Origin of the sequence: Microcoleus sp. Pol12A5 (assembly GCF_036701435.1) — a bacterium.
Taxonomy (GTDB): domain Bacteria; phylum Cyanobacteriota; class Cyanobacteriia; order Cyanobacteriales; family Microcoleaceae; genus Microcoleus.
The window spans coordinates 39,513-55,948 of record NZ_JAUBQU010000004.1 but is presented as its reverse complement, the minus strand read 5'-3'; the positions used below and the strand labels follow the sequence as shown (position 1 = coordinate 55,948).

The following is a 16,436-nucleotide window of genomic DNA, read 5'->3' as shown; positions in this document are numbered from 1 at the left end:
GAGATAAACCGGGTTAATAAGGCAAGAGTGCGTAATCTTTTTCCTATAAATTTTGCTGGATTATGTCGCAGCATTCGGCAACAGTTGCTCTTTTTTCCATTGCTGATACTAGGGCTTCGTAAGCTGATTTGTGGCTTTCAATCAGGTTTTTTGCTCGCAGCAAACCCCAGTTTTGTTTGAGTTGAATCTCGGAACTGGGACGGCGCAGCTGTGTTAAAATTGCACTAATTTTTGTGCGGTCTTCTGCTCCTCCTTGTGCGCTGCCGTAAACAAATTTTTCGGCGACTATTCCGGCCATCCACACGGTGCAGTATTGGTCTAAAAGTTGGGCGGAAAGAGTGCCGCTTTGGAGTTGAGATGCTAATTGTTCGTCTTCAAATCGGACGCCGCCTTGGGCTGTTTGACCTTGTTTAAATGCTTCCCAAGCGTTGAGGGCGTAGCTGGTTACGGGAATTCCCAAGAGGTGGGCGACTAGGAAGTGTCCGGCTTCGTGGTGAAGGATACGATCGCGCTTTTGTTTGGAAGTTCCCCCCAGCCAATCTAATAAAATAGTACCGCCTTGACCTTGCCACTGGAAACTGTCAAGGGTGGCTAGCCCCAACAGGCAAAAAGTGGCGATCGCAGGTACGGCTTCTGGCAAGTTGAATAGGGGCCCCAACAATATTGAAACGGTGATGGCAAAGATAGAAATAGCGATAATATTCAAAGAAGTGTCTTTCATAATGGCGAAGGGCTAACTGGGAATTGGTAATGGGTAATTTGTAATAGGGAATTGGTAATGGGAATGGGTTTTAGAGGTAAACTCAGGTACGATCGCGCGATCGGTTTGGCAGCGTCGGGTCGATCGCAGCAGCCGGGACTTCCGACAAAAACACCACCTTCCAGTTTGACTGAAAATTGCCCCTCCGAAGCCACCGATATTAAAAAGATATTAAAATAAATCAAAGTCCAGTAAAAGTGTTAGTGGAATCCTTCATGTCAGTTTTGGCAGCGATCGCAGTTTTAGGTATCTTGATTGTCGTTCACGAACTCGGCCACTTCTTGGCGGCGAGACTTCAACACATCCACGTCAACCGCTTCTCCATCGGTTTCGGACCCATCCTGTGGAAGTACCAAGGCCCGGAAACTGAATACGCCCTCCGCGCCTTTCCCCTGGGAGGTTTCGTGGGTTTCCCGGACGACGATCCCGACAGTACAATTCCCCCAAATGACCCGAATTTGCTCAAAAATCGCCCCGTGATCGATCGGGCGATCGTCATTAGTGCAGGGGTAATTGCCAACTTAATTTTTGCTTATTTCCTGCTGGTGGTGCAATTGACCACTGTCGGCGCGGCAGAAATGAACTACCTACCGGGAGTTAAAGTCCCGGAAGTCGCTGCGGAAGTCAGTTCGGCCGCCAAACAAGCGGGAATTCGATCGGGCGACGTTGTTCTGTCTGTTGACGGCAAGGAATTGGGCGCTTCCCGCGAAGCAGTCAAATTATTGGTCACAGCAATCCAAGATCATCCCAACCAACCCCTAGCGTTGGAAATTCAGCGCCAAGAACAAAAATTTGTGGTGACAGTAACTCCTGAAGAGTCGCCCGACGGCAAAGGTCGCATTGGTGTGCAGCTAACTTCTAACGGCACTGTGGTGCGGCAGAGGGCCGGAATTGTAGAGGCGTTTAGCAAGGCCGCCAAAGAATTTGAGCGGATTGTGGTGCTGACGGTTCAAGGTTTCGGGCAGTTACTTAGCAATTTCAGCCAGACTGCCGACAAGTTGTCCGGGCCTGTGGCGATTGTGGCGATTGGTGCAGGGATTGCCAAATCGGATGCTGCGAGTTTGTTTCAATATGCGGTGTTAATTAGCGTCAATTTGGCTGTGATTAATATCTTGCCTTTACCTGCTTTGGACGGCGGTCAGCTAGCTTTTCTGTTAATAGAAGGACTGCGGGGCAAGCCTCTGCCGAACCGCATTCAGGAAAATGTCATGCAGACTGGTTTGGTGTTGTTGCTGGGTTTGGGAGTTTTCTTGATTATTCGCGATACTGCTAATTTGGCTGGATTTGATTTGCGAAATTTCATGCAATAGTAAATGAAGGCAGAGGGAAGAAGGCAGAAGGCAGAAGGAAGAATTATGTCTAGTTTTTCTTTTTCCTATTTTCCTATTTTTCCTTCTTCTTTTTTTCCTACTCAAGCGAGGCATATCCTCTGGTTATGGGTTCCCCGGTCGTGCCTGGTGGGAACCAGTTAAAAACAAATAACAAATGAGTAATGACTACTGATGACTAATGACTACTGACTAATGACTAAAAAGTTAAGTTTAAAACAACGATCGCTCGAAATTCTGATTCGCCTCAAACGCCTCTATCCAGAAGCTCCTTGCACTCTCAACTACGAAACTCCCGTGCAGTTGCTGGTGGCGACGATTCTCTCGGCTCAGTGTACGGACGATCGAGTAAATTTGGTAACGCCGGCTTTGTTTAAGCGTTTCCCCGATGCGGTGGCTTTGGCAAATGCTGATATAGAAGAACTAGAAAGTCTGGTGCGATCGACTGGTTTCTACCGCAATAAGTCTAAAAATATTAAAGGTGCTTGTCAGGCGATCGTCAATAAATTTAACAATCAAGTACCGCAGCGGATGGAACTGCTGCTAGAATTGCCCGGAGTTGCCCGCAAAACGGCTAATGTCGTTCTCGCTCACGCTTTTGGTATTAATATGGGCGTGACCGTAGACACTCACGTCAAACGTTTGACTCAGCGGTTGGGATTGACCGAACATACCGATCCTATAAGGATAGAGCGGGATTTGATGATATTGTTGCCGCAGCCGGATTGGGAAAATTGGTCGATTCGGTTAGTTTATCACGGCAGGGCAGTTTGTAATGCGAGAAATCCGGCTTGCAATATTTGTGAACTTGCAGATTTGTGTCCTTCTGCTAATATTACGCACGGGTGCGTCAGTGCCGAGGCTAGCAACTAGCATTAAAATATAGAATCTGAGGCACATTACAATTGCTGAAATGAAGAGTTTATAAATGAACTCGCTCGGTCGCTCGTTTTTTGAGTTTGCTATAATTATTGTCAACAGCTTAATGCTAAGGAAGTAAATATATGAGTATTGCGATTTCCCTCAGTCCAGAAATAGAGGCACTACTTCGTGAAAAAGCGAATCGGGAAGGACAAGATATTAGCCTTGTTGCGGCCCAATTGCTAACTCGGATATTAGAATGGGAAGCCCGAGACTCTGAAGAAGCTATTGAGGGTATTCAGGAGGGGTTAAATGATTTTGAGTTAGGACGGTTTCGTTCTTTTGATGAATTTGCTAAATCACAGCGCACCAAGTACAGTTTTCCAACAAACTGATGAGATATCTCATTGAAATTTCTAGCGTTGCAGAAGCACAAGCGGATAGTGCATTCCTGCTATTATCTCAGATGACATCACCAGAGAAAGCAAGGGAGTGGTATGAGGGATTGCTGAAGGCGATCGAGTCTTTATCAGCGATGCCCAAACGTTGTCCTATCGCCAGGGAAAATCAATACTTCAGTAAAGAAATTAGGCAGTTACTTTATGGTAAAGGGCGCAACTCATACCGCATTCTTTTCACTATTGCCGAAAGTGAAGATGTGTCCGCAGTTCGCATCCTCCACATTAGACACGCTGCACAACAAACTCTTGGCGAGAACCAGGAGTAGTTCCTAGGGTGCGTCAGCTCGAATTCGAGCAACTGTCGATCGCACAATATTAGCTGAGGCACCCTGCAAATGAGATAAGTTGTTATGTGTAAATAAAAATATTTAAAATTAAAGTTATCCAAAAAGACAAAAATATAGTAAAATAGTAGATTGTGATTAATCTAAGGATATCAACAGATTATGGCTAAGAAGAGCATGGTCGAGCGCGAGAAAAAGCGCCAGCGACTCGTAGACAAGTACGCCGACAAGCGGGAAGACCTCAAAGACCAGTTTGACCAAGCTACCAATCAGATGGACAAAATGGCGATTCACCGCCAACTGCAACAGCTACCTCGCAGCAGTTCGCGGACTCGCTTGCGGAACCGCTGCTGGGCAACTGGACGGCCCAGAGGTTACTATCGTGACTTCGGACTGTCTCGCAACATGATGCGAGAAATGGCTCACGAAGGTCTTTTGCCCGGTGTTGTGAAGTCTAGCTGGTAGCACGAGAAAGAAGGAAGAAGGAAGAAGGAAGAAGAAAGAAAAAAACTCACAATTAATCGGCAGGATTAGGTTTGGGGTTGATTTTTGTTTCAGACTTATGAGTTAAATTTTCCTCCTTCTTGCTTCACTGACCACAGCATTTATCGATGCCGAGACTTTCGAGTAACAAGTCGCTGACGGCATTGGCGATCGCAAATTCGCCGTAGAAGCTTTTAGAAAAATCATAGGCCTGCATTTCGGTGACGATCGCAATTACGAGGCTGCCCAAGTCGTTTTCCCCTTCCATGCGCTGGCGGACATAGATTTGGGCAGCCCTTTTAGCTATTTGCTGGTTGGCTGCTTCTGGGATAAACTCGGAGTCTAGCCATGCCAGCAGCGTTTGTTGGAGCCATTGGCCTTCTTGTTCGGGGTTTTGGGCGGGCGGTAAGGTAATAGGTTCAATGATTTCAGACATGATTATTCCTAATTGCTAATGTTGACTTTGAAAAGTTAACTGAGAAATGACAACTGATAAATATATGCAATATGATATACCGACAATTATACAAGGATATGCCCAAGGCTATTTCTTGATGGCAAATGACGGCGAGGAAAGTTTGGGGTGGTATTCGAGCCGTCAGCGGGCGCTGATTCCCCTGGATGAAAGATTTACCTATCCGAAATCCCTGCGTCGCCAAATCAATCAAAATCGATTTTCGGTGGCTGTGAACCGCGATTTTGGGGCGGTGGTTGAGGGTTGTGCCGATCGCGAAACGACTTGGATTTCTAAGGAGCTCAAGAAGATTTACTGGGGTTTGTATGAGGCCGGTTGGGCTTACAGCTTCGAGACTTGGTGCGGCGACGAATTGGCGGGCGGTATTCTCGGATTGTCGATCGGCGGTGCGTTTATTGGGGAGTCGATGTTTTACCGAATTCCCGAGGGTTCTAAGGTGGCGATGGTGAAGTTGGTGGAGAGATTGCGCAATCGATCTTATCTAATTTTCGACGCTCAAATGAACAATCCGCACTTAGAAAGATTCGGCGCTTATACTATTAAAGAAAAACTGTACAACACTCTTTTGCAAGCAGCTTTGAAGCGCCGCTGCTCGCTATTTTGAATATTTTTTCATTCGGGAAAAGGCAGTACCGTGTCCGACCCCAGTAGCGGCTTCAAACAATAGTATAATTAAGCTGAGATACTTCTCGGAGACAACCACAATGCAAGTCACAACAGAAGAAATTATTTATCCATGCAGCGACGGTCAACCGATGGCAGATAGCACAATTCAATACAAATTAATTGTCACCATCAAAGAAGGTTGCGAGTCGCTGTTGAAAGATGACCCAAACGTGTTTATAGCCGCCGATTTACTGTGGTATCCGGTTGAGGGTAGAACAGATATTTCTCAAGCGCCCGATGTAATGGTGGTATTTGGGAGGCAAAAGGGCGATCGGCGTTCTTACCTACAATTTCGTGAAGATAATATTCCTCCCCAAGTCGTGTTTGAGATTCGCTCTTTCAGCGACAGCCAAATAAAAATGAACAAGAAATTTTCATTTTACAATCGCTACGGAGTTGAGGAGTATTACCTTTATGACCCAGCACAAAATGAGTTGACAGGTTGGCGAAGAATTGAAGGAATGTTAGAAGTAATTGAACCTATGGAGGGCTGGATAAGTCCAAGATTGGGAGTGCGGTTTGAGTTGGGTTCGGAAGGGTTAGAAATTTATCGACCTGATGGACAAAAGTTTCTTTCCTATTCCGAATTAGATGAACAGCGAGAATTAGAGCGACGGCGCGCAGAACAAGAATTTCAGCGTGCCGAAGAAGCTTCGCAGCGTGCCGAACAAGAAGCTCAAAAAGCGGAACGTTTAGCCGCCAAACTGCGGTAATTGAACATCGATCCTGATAGCATCTAAGCTCTAACTAGGAGAATAAACCCGGTTTGTCAAAGAAATCGGGTTTCTGGGGATTGCAGTTATTTACTTTTTTCAGGGCGAACCGGGATATTTGGTCGATCGCCCCCAGCTCAAATTACTTATACTACAATATATAATACAGATATTCGAGCCAAAATCCTTGGTACTCAGAAAAATCCTAATCGATACCCCTTGAATGTGCAAAAATATTCAAGCAAACATTAGTAAATTATAAAAGGAGAAATTGTTGTGGATTCAAGATATAACCCCCAATCCATAGAAGAAAAATGGCAGCAGACATGGGCTGAGCAAAACTTAGACCAGATGCCAGAAGATACCCAAAAGCCTAAATTTTATGCCTTATCCATGTTCCCCTACCCGTCGGGAAACCTGCACATGGGCCACGTCCGCAACTACACAATCATCGATGTAATTGCCAGACTCAAGCGAATGCAAGGTTATCGCGTATTGAATCCGATGGGATGGGACGCTTTTGGTTTGCCCGCAGAAAATGCAGCTATCGAGCGAGGAATTCCCCCTGCACAATGGACTTATCAAAACATTGCCCAAATGAAAGGCTTATTTCGCCGGCTGGGTATTTCTTTCGACTGGACAAAAGAAGTTACAACTTGTTCTCCCGATTATTATCGGTGGACTCAATGGATTTTCTTGCAATTTTTAGAAGCAGGATTAGCTTATCAAAAAGAAGCGGCAGTTAATTGGGACCCCATAGACCAAACAGTTTTAGCAAACGAACAAGTAGATAACGAAGGTCGTTCCTGGCGTTCCGGTGCTAAAGTCGAGCGCAAATTATTGCGGCAGTGGTTCCTCAAAATTACCGATTACGCCGAACAGTTATTAAACGACTTAGACAAATTGCCAGATTGGCCAGAAAGAGTCAAATTAATGCAAGCCAACTGGATCGGCAAATCAGTCGGCGCTTACTTAGAATTTCCGATTGTCGGAATGGATGAAAAAATCGCCGTTTTCACCACACGTCCCGATACAGTTTACGGTGTCAGTTACGTTGTTTTAGCACCGGAACATCCACTAACTCAGCGCGTAACAACCGAAGATAGAAAAGCGGCCGTAGAAACCTTCATCAAAGAAGTCGCCGCCCAAAGCGAGATCGATCGCACAGCCGAAGACAAACCAAAGCGCGGCATCCCCACAGGCGGCAAAGCAATCAATCCTTTCAACGGCGAAGAAATCCCCATTTGGATTGCCGATTATGTGCTGTACGAATACGGCACCGGCGCAGTCATGGGAGTACCCGCCCACGACACGCGAGATTTCAAATTTGCCAATCAATATCAACTGCCAATTAAAGTAGTAATTGTGGATGATGATGAAGTTCCGCTGACCGAAGCTTACACCGAACCTGGGATTATGATTAATTCCGAAAGCTTCAACGGCATGGATTCAATTAAAGGCAAAGCAGCGATTATTCACCATGCCGAAAATGCAGGTTATGGCAAAGCCAGAATCCAATACCGCTTGAGAGATTGGTTGATTTCTAGACAGCGTTATTGGGGCGCCCCGATTCCCGTAATTCACTGTCCCACCTGCGGCACAGTACCCGTCCCTCAATCAGATTTACCCGTGTTGTTGCCGGAAAATGTAGAATTTACTGGCAAAGGTTCGCCATTGGCAAAGATGGAAGAATGGGTAAACGTTCCTTGTCCGAGTTGCGGCACTCCGGCGAAGCGCGAAACAGATACGATGGATACTTTTATCGATTCTTCGTGGTATTTCTTGCGCTATCCCGATGCTCAAAATCAAGAGCAAGTCTTCGATACGGCAAAGACAAATGATTGGATGCCCGTAGACCAATATGTCGGCGGCATCGAACACGCCATCTTGCACTTACTGTATTCGCGGTTCTTTACCAAGGTTTTGCGCGATCGGGGTTTGATCGATTGTGACGAACCATTTAAACGCCTGTTAACTCAAGGCATGGTGCAAGCAATGGCATACAAAAACCCCGTTACTGGCAAATACGTTCCCCCAGCAGATATAGACCCCGCAAATCCAAAAGATCCTGAAACTGGTGAAGCTTTAGAAGTCTTCTACGAGAAGATGTCAAAATCAAAATATAACGGCGTTGACCCCTTGCAAGTTATGGGAAAATATGGTGTAGATACGGCGCGGATGTTTATTTTATTCAAAGCGCCGCCAGAGAAGGATTTGGAGTGGGACGACGCTGATGTGGAAGGGCAATTTCGCTTTTTAAATCGCGTTTGGCGCGTGGTTACAGAGTTTGCTGGACGAGTCCCTGCCACCCCCGATCAAGCAGGAGAGAATGCTGAATTAAGCAAAATTGAGAAGGATTTACGGCGGGCAATTCACACTGCAATTAAGGAAGTTAGCGAAGATTTAGAGGGCGACTATCAGTTCAATACTGCTGTTTCTGAAATGATGAAACTCAGCAATGCTTTGAATGATGCTAAGTGTAAAGATTCGCCAATTTATGCAGAAGGAATTAACACTTTGATTCGCTTGTTAGCGCCTTTTGCACCGCATATAGCTGATGAGTTGTGGCACAATACTGGTAACAGTGAATCTGTGCATACGCAAAGTTGGCCGGCTGTCGATCCATCTGCATTAGTTACCGATGAAATTACGCTGGTAATTCAAGTTATGGGCAAGACTCGCGGCATAATTCAAGTGCCTTCTGGTGCTGATAAAGCTGCTTTGGAAAAGTTTGCTCGCGAGTCGGAATTGGCCAAGCGTCACCTAGAAGGTAAGGAGATTAAAAAGGTAATTGTGGTGCCTGGAAAATTGGTTAATTTCGTGGTAGCTGGATAAAGATGAGAAACCCGGTTTCTTCAATAAACCGGGTTTTTAATACTTGAAGTTAAGAATTAGCCCTGCCAAAAATGAGCAAGCTAAACAAAACCAAAAAACGTTTTTTGAGAGGGCTATTGTGTTTAGGAAAACTTTGGGCGATCGCCTACATTGCTTCCTGTATACTCTTGTTTTTTCTGCAAACTCGTTTGATCTTTCAGCCAACACCTACAATCGCCAAAACACCAGATGCTTTTAACATCGCTTACCAAGAAGTTTGGTTGCCAGTTAAGGGTCGATCGCGCAAAATTGAAAAACTTCACGGTTGGTGGCTGCCCGCCGCAAACCGACAATCATTAGGAACTTTATTGTACCTGCACGGCAGGGGTTTGAACATCGGTGCGAATATCGCTCAATCTTACCGCTTTCGGCAATTGGGTTTTTCTGTATTGCTGATTGATTACCGGGGTTACGGCCGCAGTCAAGGCAGCTTTCCCAGCGAATATCGGCTATATGAAGATGCGGAAACCGCTTATAATTATTTAGTTAAGCAGCGGCAACTGTTGCCTAGCCAAATTTTATTTTATGGTCATTCAATGGGAGGTGCTGTTGCTATTAAGTTAGCAATAAGGCATCCAGAAGCTGCTTGTTTGATTGTCCACAATTCGTTTACTTCTATGGTGGATATGGTGGAAAATAATGCTTATATGCGATTTTTTCCGGTGCGGTTGTTGCTGACGCAAAGGTTTGATTCTATTGCTAAGGTTAAATCACTGCGAATGCCGATTTTGTTTGTTCACGGGATTGCCGATTCTTTTGTTCCTGCTACTATGAGCAAAAAGTTATATGCTAGTTCTCCTGAATATAAAAAAATTTTGCTAGTTCCTAATGCTAGGCACAATAATGGAGATGCTTTTTTTAATAATCCCGAATATCGCCAAACTATTGTGGATTTTGCCGAAAAAGTAATCGATCGAAAAAAACTATGACTTACGCACTCCGCCTTCATAACCGGGTTTTTCACCGCATCTGCTGGTGACAACAAAGTATTTTCGTAAAAAACCCGGTTTCCGATCGCCCATGCGTAAGTCCTATTTAATTGTTAGTTTCAAAAAGCAATTGCACGATCGCTCCGCATTCCAATTTTAAGACAGATTGAGCGCTGCCGCCATTAACGGCAATTTCTACCCAACCGTCAGAATCAGTTATGGCAATTAAATCGCCCGGTTCGCTGTCGCTGTAGGTTTTACCGCTGGGGATGCGAATTGCATCAAAACTATTGCTAATTGTCACTGACCAATTGTTACCTATAATGCAATTATTGGGGATATTAGTAATTAGATTGCCGAAGCGATCGACATATTGAACACAGCCATCTATACCTGTGGCTGTAACGGCACAATTTGGTATTTCTAACTGCACTAAACTTGCAGGGTCGATCGCATCTCCCAACTCTTCCAACGCCACCCCGTTCGCCAAGTGAGCGCCCGCTGCAGCGAAAATATCGCGACCGTGGAAAGTGCTGCTGGGTTGAGGTGTGCGCCAGTATTTGGGGTTGGTGAGTTCGACAGAGGATCTCGCACTTTCCCGACTCAACACCCCGCTAAACAACCCGTTATCCGGTCCGACAAGAAAGCAATTAGCACATTTAACCGCAACCCCGCGTCTCTTGCTTCCCACACCCGGATCGACGACAGCAATATGTACGGTTTCCGGCGGAAAATAAGCAAAAGCAGTCATCAAACAAAACCTCGCCGCCGCAATATTTTGAGATGGTATTTGGTGCGTAATGTCAATGACTTTTAACTGCGGGTTAATTTGGGCGATCGTACCTTTCATCACTCCCACATAAACATCGCTTAATCCAAAATCCGTCAGCAGAGTTATAATTCTATTTTTAGACATATATCCACAGGTAAGAATATGGTAGCGCAGTGGGAAAATTTTCTGCAAAACTTGGGAGAATGGCACGGTTCCTTCACTCAGCTATCAATGCGAGGAGAGGTACTTCAGGATACTCCTAGCATTATTTCTCTCGAAGGTTTCAATGACAACAAAACAGTGCGATTGAAACTCCGTCGCTTTTCCCCAAATCCTAGCGGTGTCGGCGAACCAGAAGTGAGCGAACTTGTTCGAGAATATCAGGGTTTGGGACGGGATATCTTGTTTTTTGAAAATGGAGCTTTTTCTCAGGGTACTATTCAACTAGCGCCTTATTCTGAGTGCGGTGCCGAGTTTGGTTTTATCTACAATTATCGCCGATTGCGCTTCGTTCAGCTATACAATACCGACGGCAATTTATCAAACCTTACCTTAATTCGGGAAAAACAGCCGGATAAAAATGTCCCCGAACGTCCGCCTTTAACTGTTGAGGCTTTGCTGGGAGAGTGGCAGGGTGAAGCCGTGACAATGTATCCAGATGGGCGTTCTCCTGACATTTATTCAACCAAAATGCAATTGCATTTAGAAAGTAGCGATCGCCTAGTGCAGAAAATTACTTTTGGCAGTAATGCTACTGTTATCACTTCTAGCGCCAGCATTGACGGTTCAGTTCTGCACTTTAACGAAGGTGCTTCCCCCGTGCAAGTTGTGCTCCTTCCTGACGGCGGTTCTTGCACTTTACCTGTTAAGATTGAATCCAGAAAACCTATATTTTTCGAGGCTGGTTGGTTGGTAGAACCTCACTTACGGTTTCGGATGATTCGCAGTTACAATGAGCGGGGTGAATGGGTAAGTTTGACTTTAGTTACTGAACGCAAAGTTAGTCATTAATTAGTATGAGCTGGTTCACAAACACTCTTTAATTTCCACCCATAATCTACATAAACCCGCCCCATTTAGGGCGGACAAAAGTTTATGTATCTGCGAGTTTTATTCGCCGGATTTTGTTTCCTGGGTTTGCGATTGAATCACCGCACTCCAGTCATCATTATTAACAGCCGCTTCCAAATCTTTAGCGCGCTTGCCGTCACTTTGGACAGCGGTTTCTAACTCTTTGGTAAGACTGGAATCTGCCATTGCTTTTCGCAATTTCAGCTTCTTTTCCTCATAAGCTTTTTGTTCCTCCGCAGACATTGCCGATCGCGCCGCTTGACCTACTGTACTCGCCCACATTTCGCTTTCAGCACCGTTTCCAGGCGGAATACTGCCAATTTCTGCTATCCAAGCATCCCGCAAACTTTCCATTTCTTCCCGCTTCGGGAATTTGAAAGTTTGCACGCGCAGGAAAGCACAATTTTCGGCGCCATTTTGGGCGATGTGACCGTTGATTGAAAGCAGGATATTTCGCGAATAACCGATAAACTTAGTGTTGCGGGAAGTGTCCATTACAGCGTAAACGCCGGCGACTTTCGCGTTAGTTGCCAAATCGCGCCATGTATCTATTGACATTACTTGCGTGCCGTCATTTTCTATTTCAGAAATAGCGGCTGCTGCGCTGTGTTCTGAGTCGGAACTGTATAAAAAGTTGTGCAGTCCTTCATGGGCAACAGGTACGTTTTGATGTTCAATTGCTACGTCTCGATCGGCATTCACTTGATTAGCTTCCATAAAACCCAATTCCTCAAAAAATGTCAACTTTACTCATTAAATTCGACTTTCAGGGGCGGGCTTTCCGACCCACCCCACAATAAAGTTCTGTTTGTGAAACAGGCAGAAAAGCCTGTTCTATTGTTTTTTTTGCCCTTATATACTTAACTTGCGGCAATTTGTTGCAATTCCTCGTCAGTCAATTTAACTTCGAGCGCCCGCACAGAGTCCTCAATACTCGATACTTTGGTCGCACCGGGAATCGGAACGATGCAGGGCGATTGAGCCATTAACCAAGCTAATACTATACAGTAAACTGAAACGTTTTTTTCTGCGGCTAATTTGGCGATCGCGGGTATATCTTGCAAGCTGGTGACGCGGCGGCTTCCTCCCAAAGGACTCCAGGGAAAAAATGTCAGTTTTTCGGTTTCGCAATATTCCAGAACGCCGTCTGATTCCGGCTGTCTGTGCCACGGATTGTACTGATTCTGCACAGAGACAATTTCTACTGTATCGCGGGCGCGTTTGATCTGCTCTACAGAAAAGTTGGACACTCCAATAAATCGAATCATTCCTGCTTCTACTGCTTCTTTTGCGGGTGCTAGGGCTGCTTCAATGGTATAAGCGGGATCGGGCGAGTGATATTGCCAAAGGTCGATCGGTTTCTGGCCGCCCAATGCTTCAAAACTTTCGCGAATTGTCTTGCGTAAATGGTGGGGGTTGCCATTGCGCGTCCACGCACCTTGAGGTCGCATTAAGCCGCCTTTAGTGGCGACGGTAACCGCCCTAACATCTCCGCTGTACTGTTGCAAAGCTTTGGCAATCAGTTGCTCGTTGTGGTGTTTGTCGGATTGATCTTGGCAGTAGGAATCTGCGGTGTCAATTAGGGTGACACCCAAATCGAGGGCGCGGTGAATTACCGAAATTGATTGCGATTCGGGCGGCCGGCCGCTTAAGGACATTGGCATACCTCCAAGACCGATCGCGCTGATAGTAAAATTACTCTTACCCAGTTTTTTTCTTTTCATTGGTTTGCCTTCGTTTGCGTGGTTTATTTCCAGTTTACCTTTCAAGGATAAGTTGAAGTCTTAAATCTATTTAACTATCTAAGTAAGTAGAAAAACAAATTTAGATACGCTGTTGGGCTTTTAAAATGTATATTTCAATTCCCTGTTCCCCGGTGTCAAATCCTCTCCCTCTCAAACATAATAGACAATCTAGATGTGCACCAGCTTACCTACCTACTTAACTAGCTGGAAGCGCTGGTGTAAAAGCGGAGTGCAAATTGCCAGAAGTAGCGGGAGAAAAATAACAGCCCGATCGCCAATATTCCCGCCCCTGCCATCCAAACGATTTCACCTCTCCCCAGCATGGCTTCTGCTGGCACAGTCGTCAAGAAGGCAACGGGAACTACGAAAGTGAAGAAAAATCGATAAGCTGCGGGATAAGCTGCCATTGGAAATCTACCCGCTTCTAACAATCCTTTGAGGACTTCGGTAACATTGTAAATTTTGACAAACCAAATGCTGGTTGCCCCTAACATAAACCATATACTGTAAAGAGTAATAGTTCCAAATAACAGCGGTATTGCTGTTAAAAAATAGTTGCCGATTTCTACTCCCAACTTGTTAGCAGCATACAGCAGCAATACGGTGCCGAAGATTAAATCTGGGATGCCCCAAGGCGAAACTGTGTTTGCAGATAGCCAGAATTGGGAACTGATGGGTTTCAGGAGTACAAAATCGAGAGTACCTTGCTGCACTCGATCGACAATACGGCTGAGATTAGGTGCTAGAAAGGTTGACGAAAACCCCTGCAAAATCGTGAAAATACCGAGTACAACTAAAGCCTCTTCCCATGAATAGCCGGCAAACGTGTAGTCGGTACGGTAAAACAAAAACAGCCCAAACAAGCTGCCCGCAAGATTTCCGAGGCTGCTGAGGGTCGCGAGGACAAAGTTGATTCGGTATTCTAGTTCCGCTGCGATCGCCGCACCCCAGAACAATTTCAGTACGTGCAAATATCGTCCCATGTTTGTCGTCATTTTTTGCCCTGTAAATACTTAAATTCCCATATTTTAAAGGTTGTGTGAAGTTAACTGCTGTATGGGCTGCTCATTTAACTATAATTTTAAATTATTGATACCGCTTACTTAAGGAGTTTTACTCACAAAAAATATTAAGTTATTTAACAATATTTAAACAAAAATTACAAATATTAATTTGAGGCAAGATTAAACCCATATATTTTGGCAATTATTAAGCATGATTCATGTTTTAACACAAAGAAACACTTGATTGATTGGAAATACTAATATGTTACAACTCTTAAAATTATAAATATTTCAAAAACATCTAGCCATACCCAAAGGGAACACTTAGGATGGGGCATACGTACTTAAAAGCAATACGTAATCAGCGATGCGTAATTATACGTACAAAAGAGGGTGCGAGAAATTGACTTAACTAACAACACGTAAGGAAAAAAAGACATGGATGCTTTAACATTATCGAGACTGGGCGTTAAGCACACCAAGAGTGCAGTAGCGGAATCGCTGCGGATCAATACAGGATACGACGTGACGAGCCCCGTAACTTTTTACGGAATCGTCAATGAGCATTGCAATGTTAAATGCCGCCAGTGCGAATATTGGCGGCTTAAAGAATATAAAGACGAAATGACGATTGAAGAATGGCAAAATGCCCTCTTGAGCGTCAAAGAATTTGTGGGCGAGTTTTCAATCAACTTTAGTGGCGGCGAACCTTATATTAAAAAAGGTTTTCTAGACTTGCTGGCCTTTGCGAATAAAAATGGCATTCACGCCGGCGTCACCACCAACGGCTATTGCATGACCCGGGAAAATGCAGCCAAAACTGTAGCTGCTCGTCCTTTTAATGTGAATATCTCCGTTGACGGGCCGAATGCAGAACTGCACGATTATTTGCGCGGTCAACCGGGATTGTTTGACAGACTTTCTAAAGGAATCGGTTATCTGCGCGAAGAACAAGAAAAACAGAACATCCTGTTTCCGATCAACATCAAACCGACAATGAACCGACTCAATTTCCGCCACCTCCCGGAAATAGTCACTTGGGCTCAGGGAATTGGGGCGACGACGGTGAACTTCCAACCAGTCAACCGCTGGACGCCAGAAACATACGAGGAATTGTGGATTGAAAAAGAAGACATTGAGGAATTTTCACAGGTGATCGAGCGCCTAATTCAAATGAAGCATAACGGTGCTCCGATTATGAACAGCGATGAAGTGTTGCGATTGATGATTCCTCACTTTGCGGAAGAAAAAGCTCCTGATTCAACTCGTCCTTGCCGCGTTGGACTGCGGAATTACTGGATTGATACCCGCGGCGATGTGAAATTGTGCGATGATTTTCCCGTAATTGGTAATGTGAAAAACGCCAGCGCCCGCGAGATTTGGTACGGCGAAAAAGCTCAGGCAGTTCGCCGCGATACTTTGAATTGCGGCAAGCTTTGTCTGATTACTTGTGTCTCGCAAAAAACGATTTTGGATAAGGTGAAAATGGGGATGAAATTATTGAAAAATTGAGGTTTGAGCAGTGTTAATATTGCTTGTCTTAATGGTGACCGGGTTTGAGCAGAAACCCGGTTTTTTGTTTGATGAACTGTATTGCCGTTCGGTTTTGCTGCGGGACAGGGCAATGCCGTTTCCTTACGAATACACTGTTTTGTAAGTCCTAGGGTAGGCGAAGGTGAAAAATGATTGCACGGCAGCCATTTACTATTGACAGTCACGCACCGCTTTACCTGGGCAATATTTTTCTTACCAGTGGCAGGATTCTGGGGGATATTTTTATCGCCAGTGGCAGGATACCCCGTATCAGCAGGCCGAATATTAAACCGCAAAGCAAATTCCATATAATCGTCGCCGTGAAGGGATGAAGGGGGAGGGAAAAATCGGGTTGCCATTTAAGGGGTGTATCTTTGATTAGGGGATAGCTGGTCTAAAAGATTTGTCCGCCTCCGATCGCAGTTCCGACAAAAAAAGATGATATTCTCAAGTTGGCTAGATCGCTTTTTCTCTTTG

18 protein-coding genes are annotated in these 16,436 nt (G+C 45.1%); 12 read left to right on the top strand and 6 right to left on the bottom strand.

Translation table 11 applies throughout. The features are described 5' to 3' along the window. Positions 1-43: 43 nt before the first annotated feature. Positions 44-721 carry an ATP-dependent Zn protease gene (locus QUA45_RS01940; protein ID WP_333219144.1) on the bottom strand — a complete coding sequence of 226 codons (678 nt, stop codon included), beginning with the start codon at positions 719-721 and terminating at the stop codon, positions 44-46. A 63-nt stretch (positions 722-784) separates the two neighbouring features. Between QUA45_RS01940 and QUA45_RS01935 the strand changes: the two genes are divergently transcribed. The 6 genes from QUA45_RS01935 (at position 785) to rpsN (ending at position 4,159) form a co-directional block, all read left to right on the top strand. Continuing rightward, positions 785-940, top strand: coding sequence for a hypothetical protein (locus QUA45_RS01935; RefSeq protein WP_333219142.1), 156 nt, complete (start codon positions 785-787; stop codon positions 938-940). Positions 941-975: 35 nt separating this feature from the next. After that, positions 976-2,070, top strand: coding sequence for an RIP metalloprotease RseP (rseP, locus tag QUA45_RS01930; RefSeq protein ID WP_333219140.1), 1,095 nt, complete (start codon positions 976-978; stop codon positions 2,068-2,070). A 213-nt stretch (positions 2,071-2,283) separates the two neighbouring features. Then, entirely contained in the window at positions 2,284-2,961 is a 678-nt protein-coding gene (nth, locus tag QUA45_RS01925; RefSeq protein WP_333219138.1) for an endonuclease III, read from the top strand. A gap of 131 nt (positions 2,962-3,092) precedes the next feature. Beyond that, positions 3,093-3,344, top strand: coding sequence for a hypothetical protein (locus QUA45_RS01920; RefSeq protein WP_333096384.1), 252 nt, complete (start codon positions 3,093-3,095; stop codon positions 3,342-3,344). Next, complete coding sequence (locus QUA45_RS01915; RefSeq protein WP_333096385.1) at positions 3,344-3,676, top strand: type II toxin-antitoxin system RelE/ParE family toxin; 333 nt, start codon at positions 3,344-3,346, stop codon at positions 3,674-3,676. Before QUA45_RS01920 ends, QUA45_RS01915 begins: the two co-directional genes overlap by 1 nt. Positions 3,677-3,856: 180 nt before the next feature. Next, positions 3,857-4,159, top strand: coding sequence for a 30S ribosomal protein S14 (gene rpsN / locus QUA45_RS01910; RefSeq protein ID WP_333055623.1), 303 nt, complete (start codon positions 3,857-3,859; stop codon positions 4,157-4,159). A gap of 124 nt (positions 4,160-4,283) precedes the next feature. On the opposite strand, the gene QUA45_RS01905 is transcribed toward rpsN, so the two are convergent. Continuing rightward, complete coding sequence (locus QUA45_RS01905; RefSeq protein WP_333096388.1) at positions 4,284-4,613, bottom strand: hypothetical protein; 330 nt, start codon at positions 4,611-4,613, stop codon at positions 4,284-4,286. A gap of 46 nt (positions 4,614-4,659) precedes the next feature. Here QUA45_RS01905 and aat point away from each other — a divergent pair, with 46 nt between their 5' ends. The 4 genes from aat to QUA45_RS01885 all read left to right on the top strand — a co-directional run bounded on the left by aat (position 4,660) and on the right by QUA45_RS01885 (position 9,834). After that, a complete protein-coding gene (gene aat, locus QUA45_RS01900; RefSeq protein ID WP_445304931.1) occupies positions 4,660-5,256 on the top strand; it encodes a leucyl/phenylalanyl-tRNA--protein transferase in 597 nt (198 codons plus the stop codon). A gap of 100 nt (positions 5,257-5,356) precedes the next feature. Continuing rightward, complete coding sequence (locus QUA45_RS01895) at positions 5,357-6,031, top strand: Uma2 family endonuclease (protein ID WP_333219136.1); 675 nt, start codon at positions 5,357-5,359, stop codon at positions 6,029-6,031. A gap of 276 nt (positions 6,032-6,307) precedes the next feature. Next, a complete protein-coding gene (leuS, locus tag QUA45_RS01890; RefSeq protein WP_333096393.1) occupies positions 6,308-8,866 on the top strand; it encodes a leucine--tRNA ligase in 2,559 nt (852 codons plus the stop codon). A gap of 71 nt (positions 8,867-8,937) precedes the next feature. Next, on the top strand, positions 8,938-9,834 hold the full coding sequence (locus QUA45_RS01885; protein ID WP_333096395.1) for an alpha/beta hydrolase: 897 nt from the start codon (positions 8,938-8,940) through the stop codon (positions 9,832-9,834). Positions 9,835-9,940: 106 nt separating this feature from the next. Here the strand turns inward: QUA45_RS01885 and QUA45_RS01880 are convergent, their stop codons facing one another. Beyond that, a complete protein-coding gene (locus QUA45_RS01880; protein WP_333096397.1) occupies positions 9,941-10,750 on the bottom strand; it encodes an SAM-dependent chlorinase/fluorinase in 810 nt (269 codons plus the stop codon). 18 nt (positions 10,751-10,768) lie between these two features. Between QUA45_RS01880 and QUA45_RS01875 the strand changes: the two genes are divergently transcribed. After that, complete coding sequence (locus tag QUA45_RS01875; protein WP_333096398.1) at positions 10,769-11,617, top strand: DUF3598 family protein; 849 nt, start codon at positions 10,769-10,771, stop codon at positions 11,615-11,617. A 99-nt stretch (positions 11,618-11,716) separates the two neighbouring features. Here QUA45_RS01875 and QUA45_RS01870 read toward each other — a convergent pair whose 3' ends face one another. The 3 genes from QUA45_RS01870 to QUA45_RS01860 form a co-directional block, all read right to left on the bottom strand. Continuing rightward, positions 11,717-12,394, bottom strand: coding sequence for a GIY-YIG nuclease family protein (locus QUA45_RS01870; protein ID WP_333096401.1), 678 nt, complete (start codon positions 12,392-12,394; stop codon positions 11,717-11,719). Positions 12,395-12,537: 143 nt separating this feature from the next. Beyond that, positions 12,538-13,401 carry an aldo/keto reductase gene (locus QUA45_RS01865; RefSeq protein ID WP_333219134.1) on the bottom strand — a complete coding sequence of 288 codons (864 nt, stop codon included), beginning with the start codon at positions 13,399-13,401 and terminating at the stop codon, positions 12,538-12,540. 221 nt (positions 13,402-13,622) lie between these two features. Further along, on the bottom strand, positions 13,623-14,417 hold the full coding sequence (locus QUA45_RS01860) for an ABC transporter permease (protein ID WP_333096405.1): 795 nt from the start codon (positions 14,415-14,417) through the stop codon (positions 13,623-13,625). Between the two features lie 447 nt (positions 14,418-14,864). Between QUA45_RS01860 and QUA45_RS01855 the strand changes: the two genes are divergently transcribed. After that, positions 14,865-15,938 carry a radical SAM protein gene (locus tag QUA45_RS01855; protein ID WP_333219132.1) on the top strand — a complete coding sequence of 358 codons (1,074 nt, stop codon included), beginning with the start codon at positions 14,865-14,867 and terminating at the stop codon, positions 15,936-15,938. The last annotated feature ends 498 nt before the right edge of the window (positions 15,939-16,436 follow it).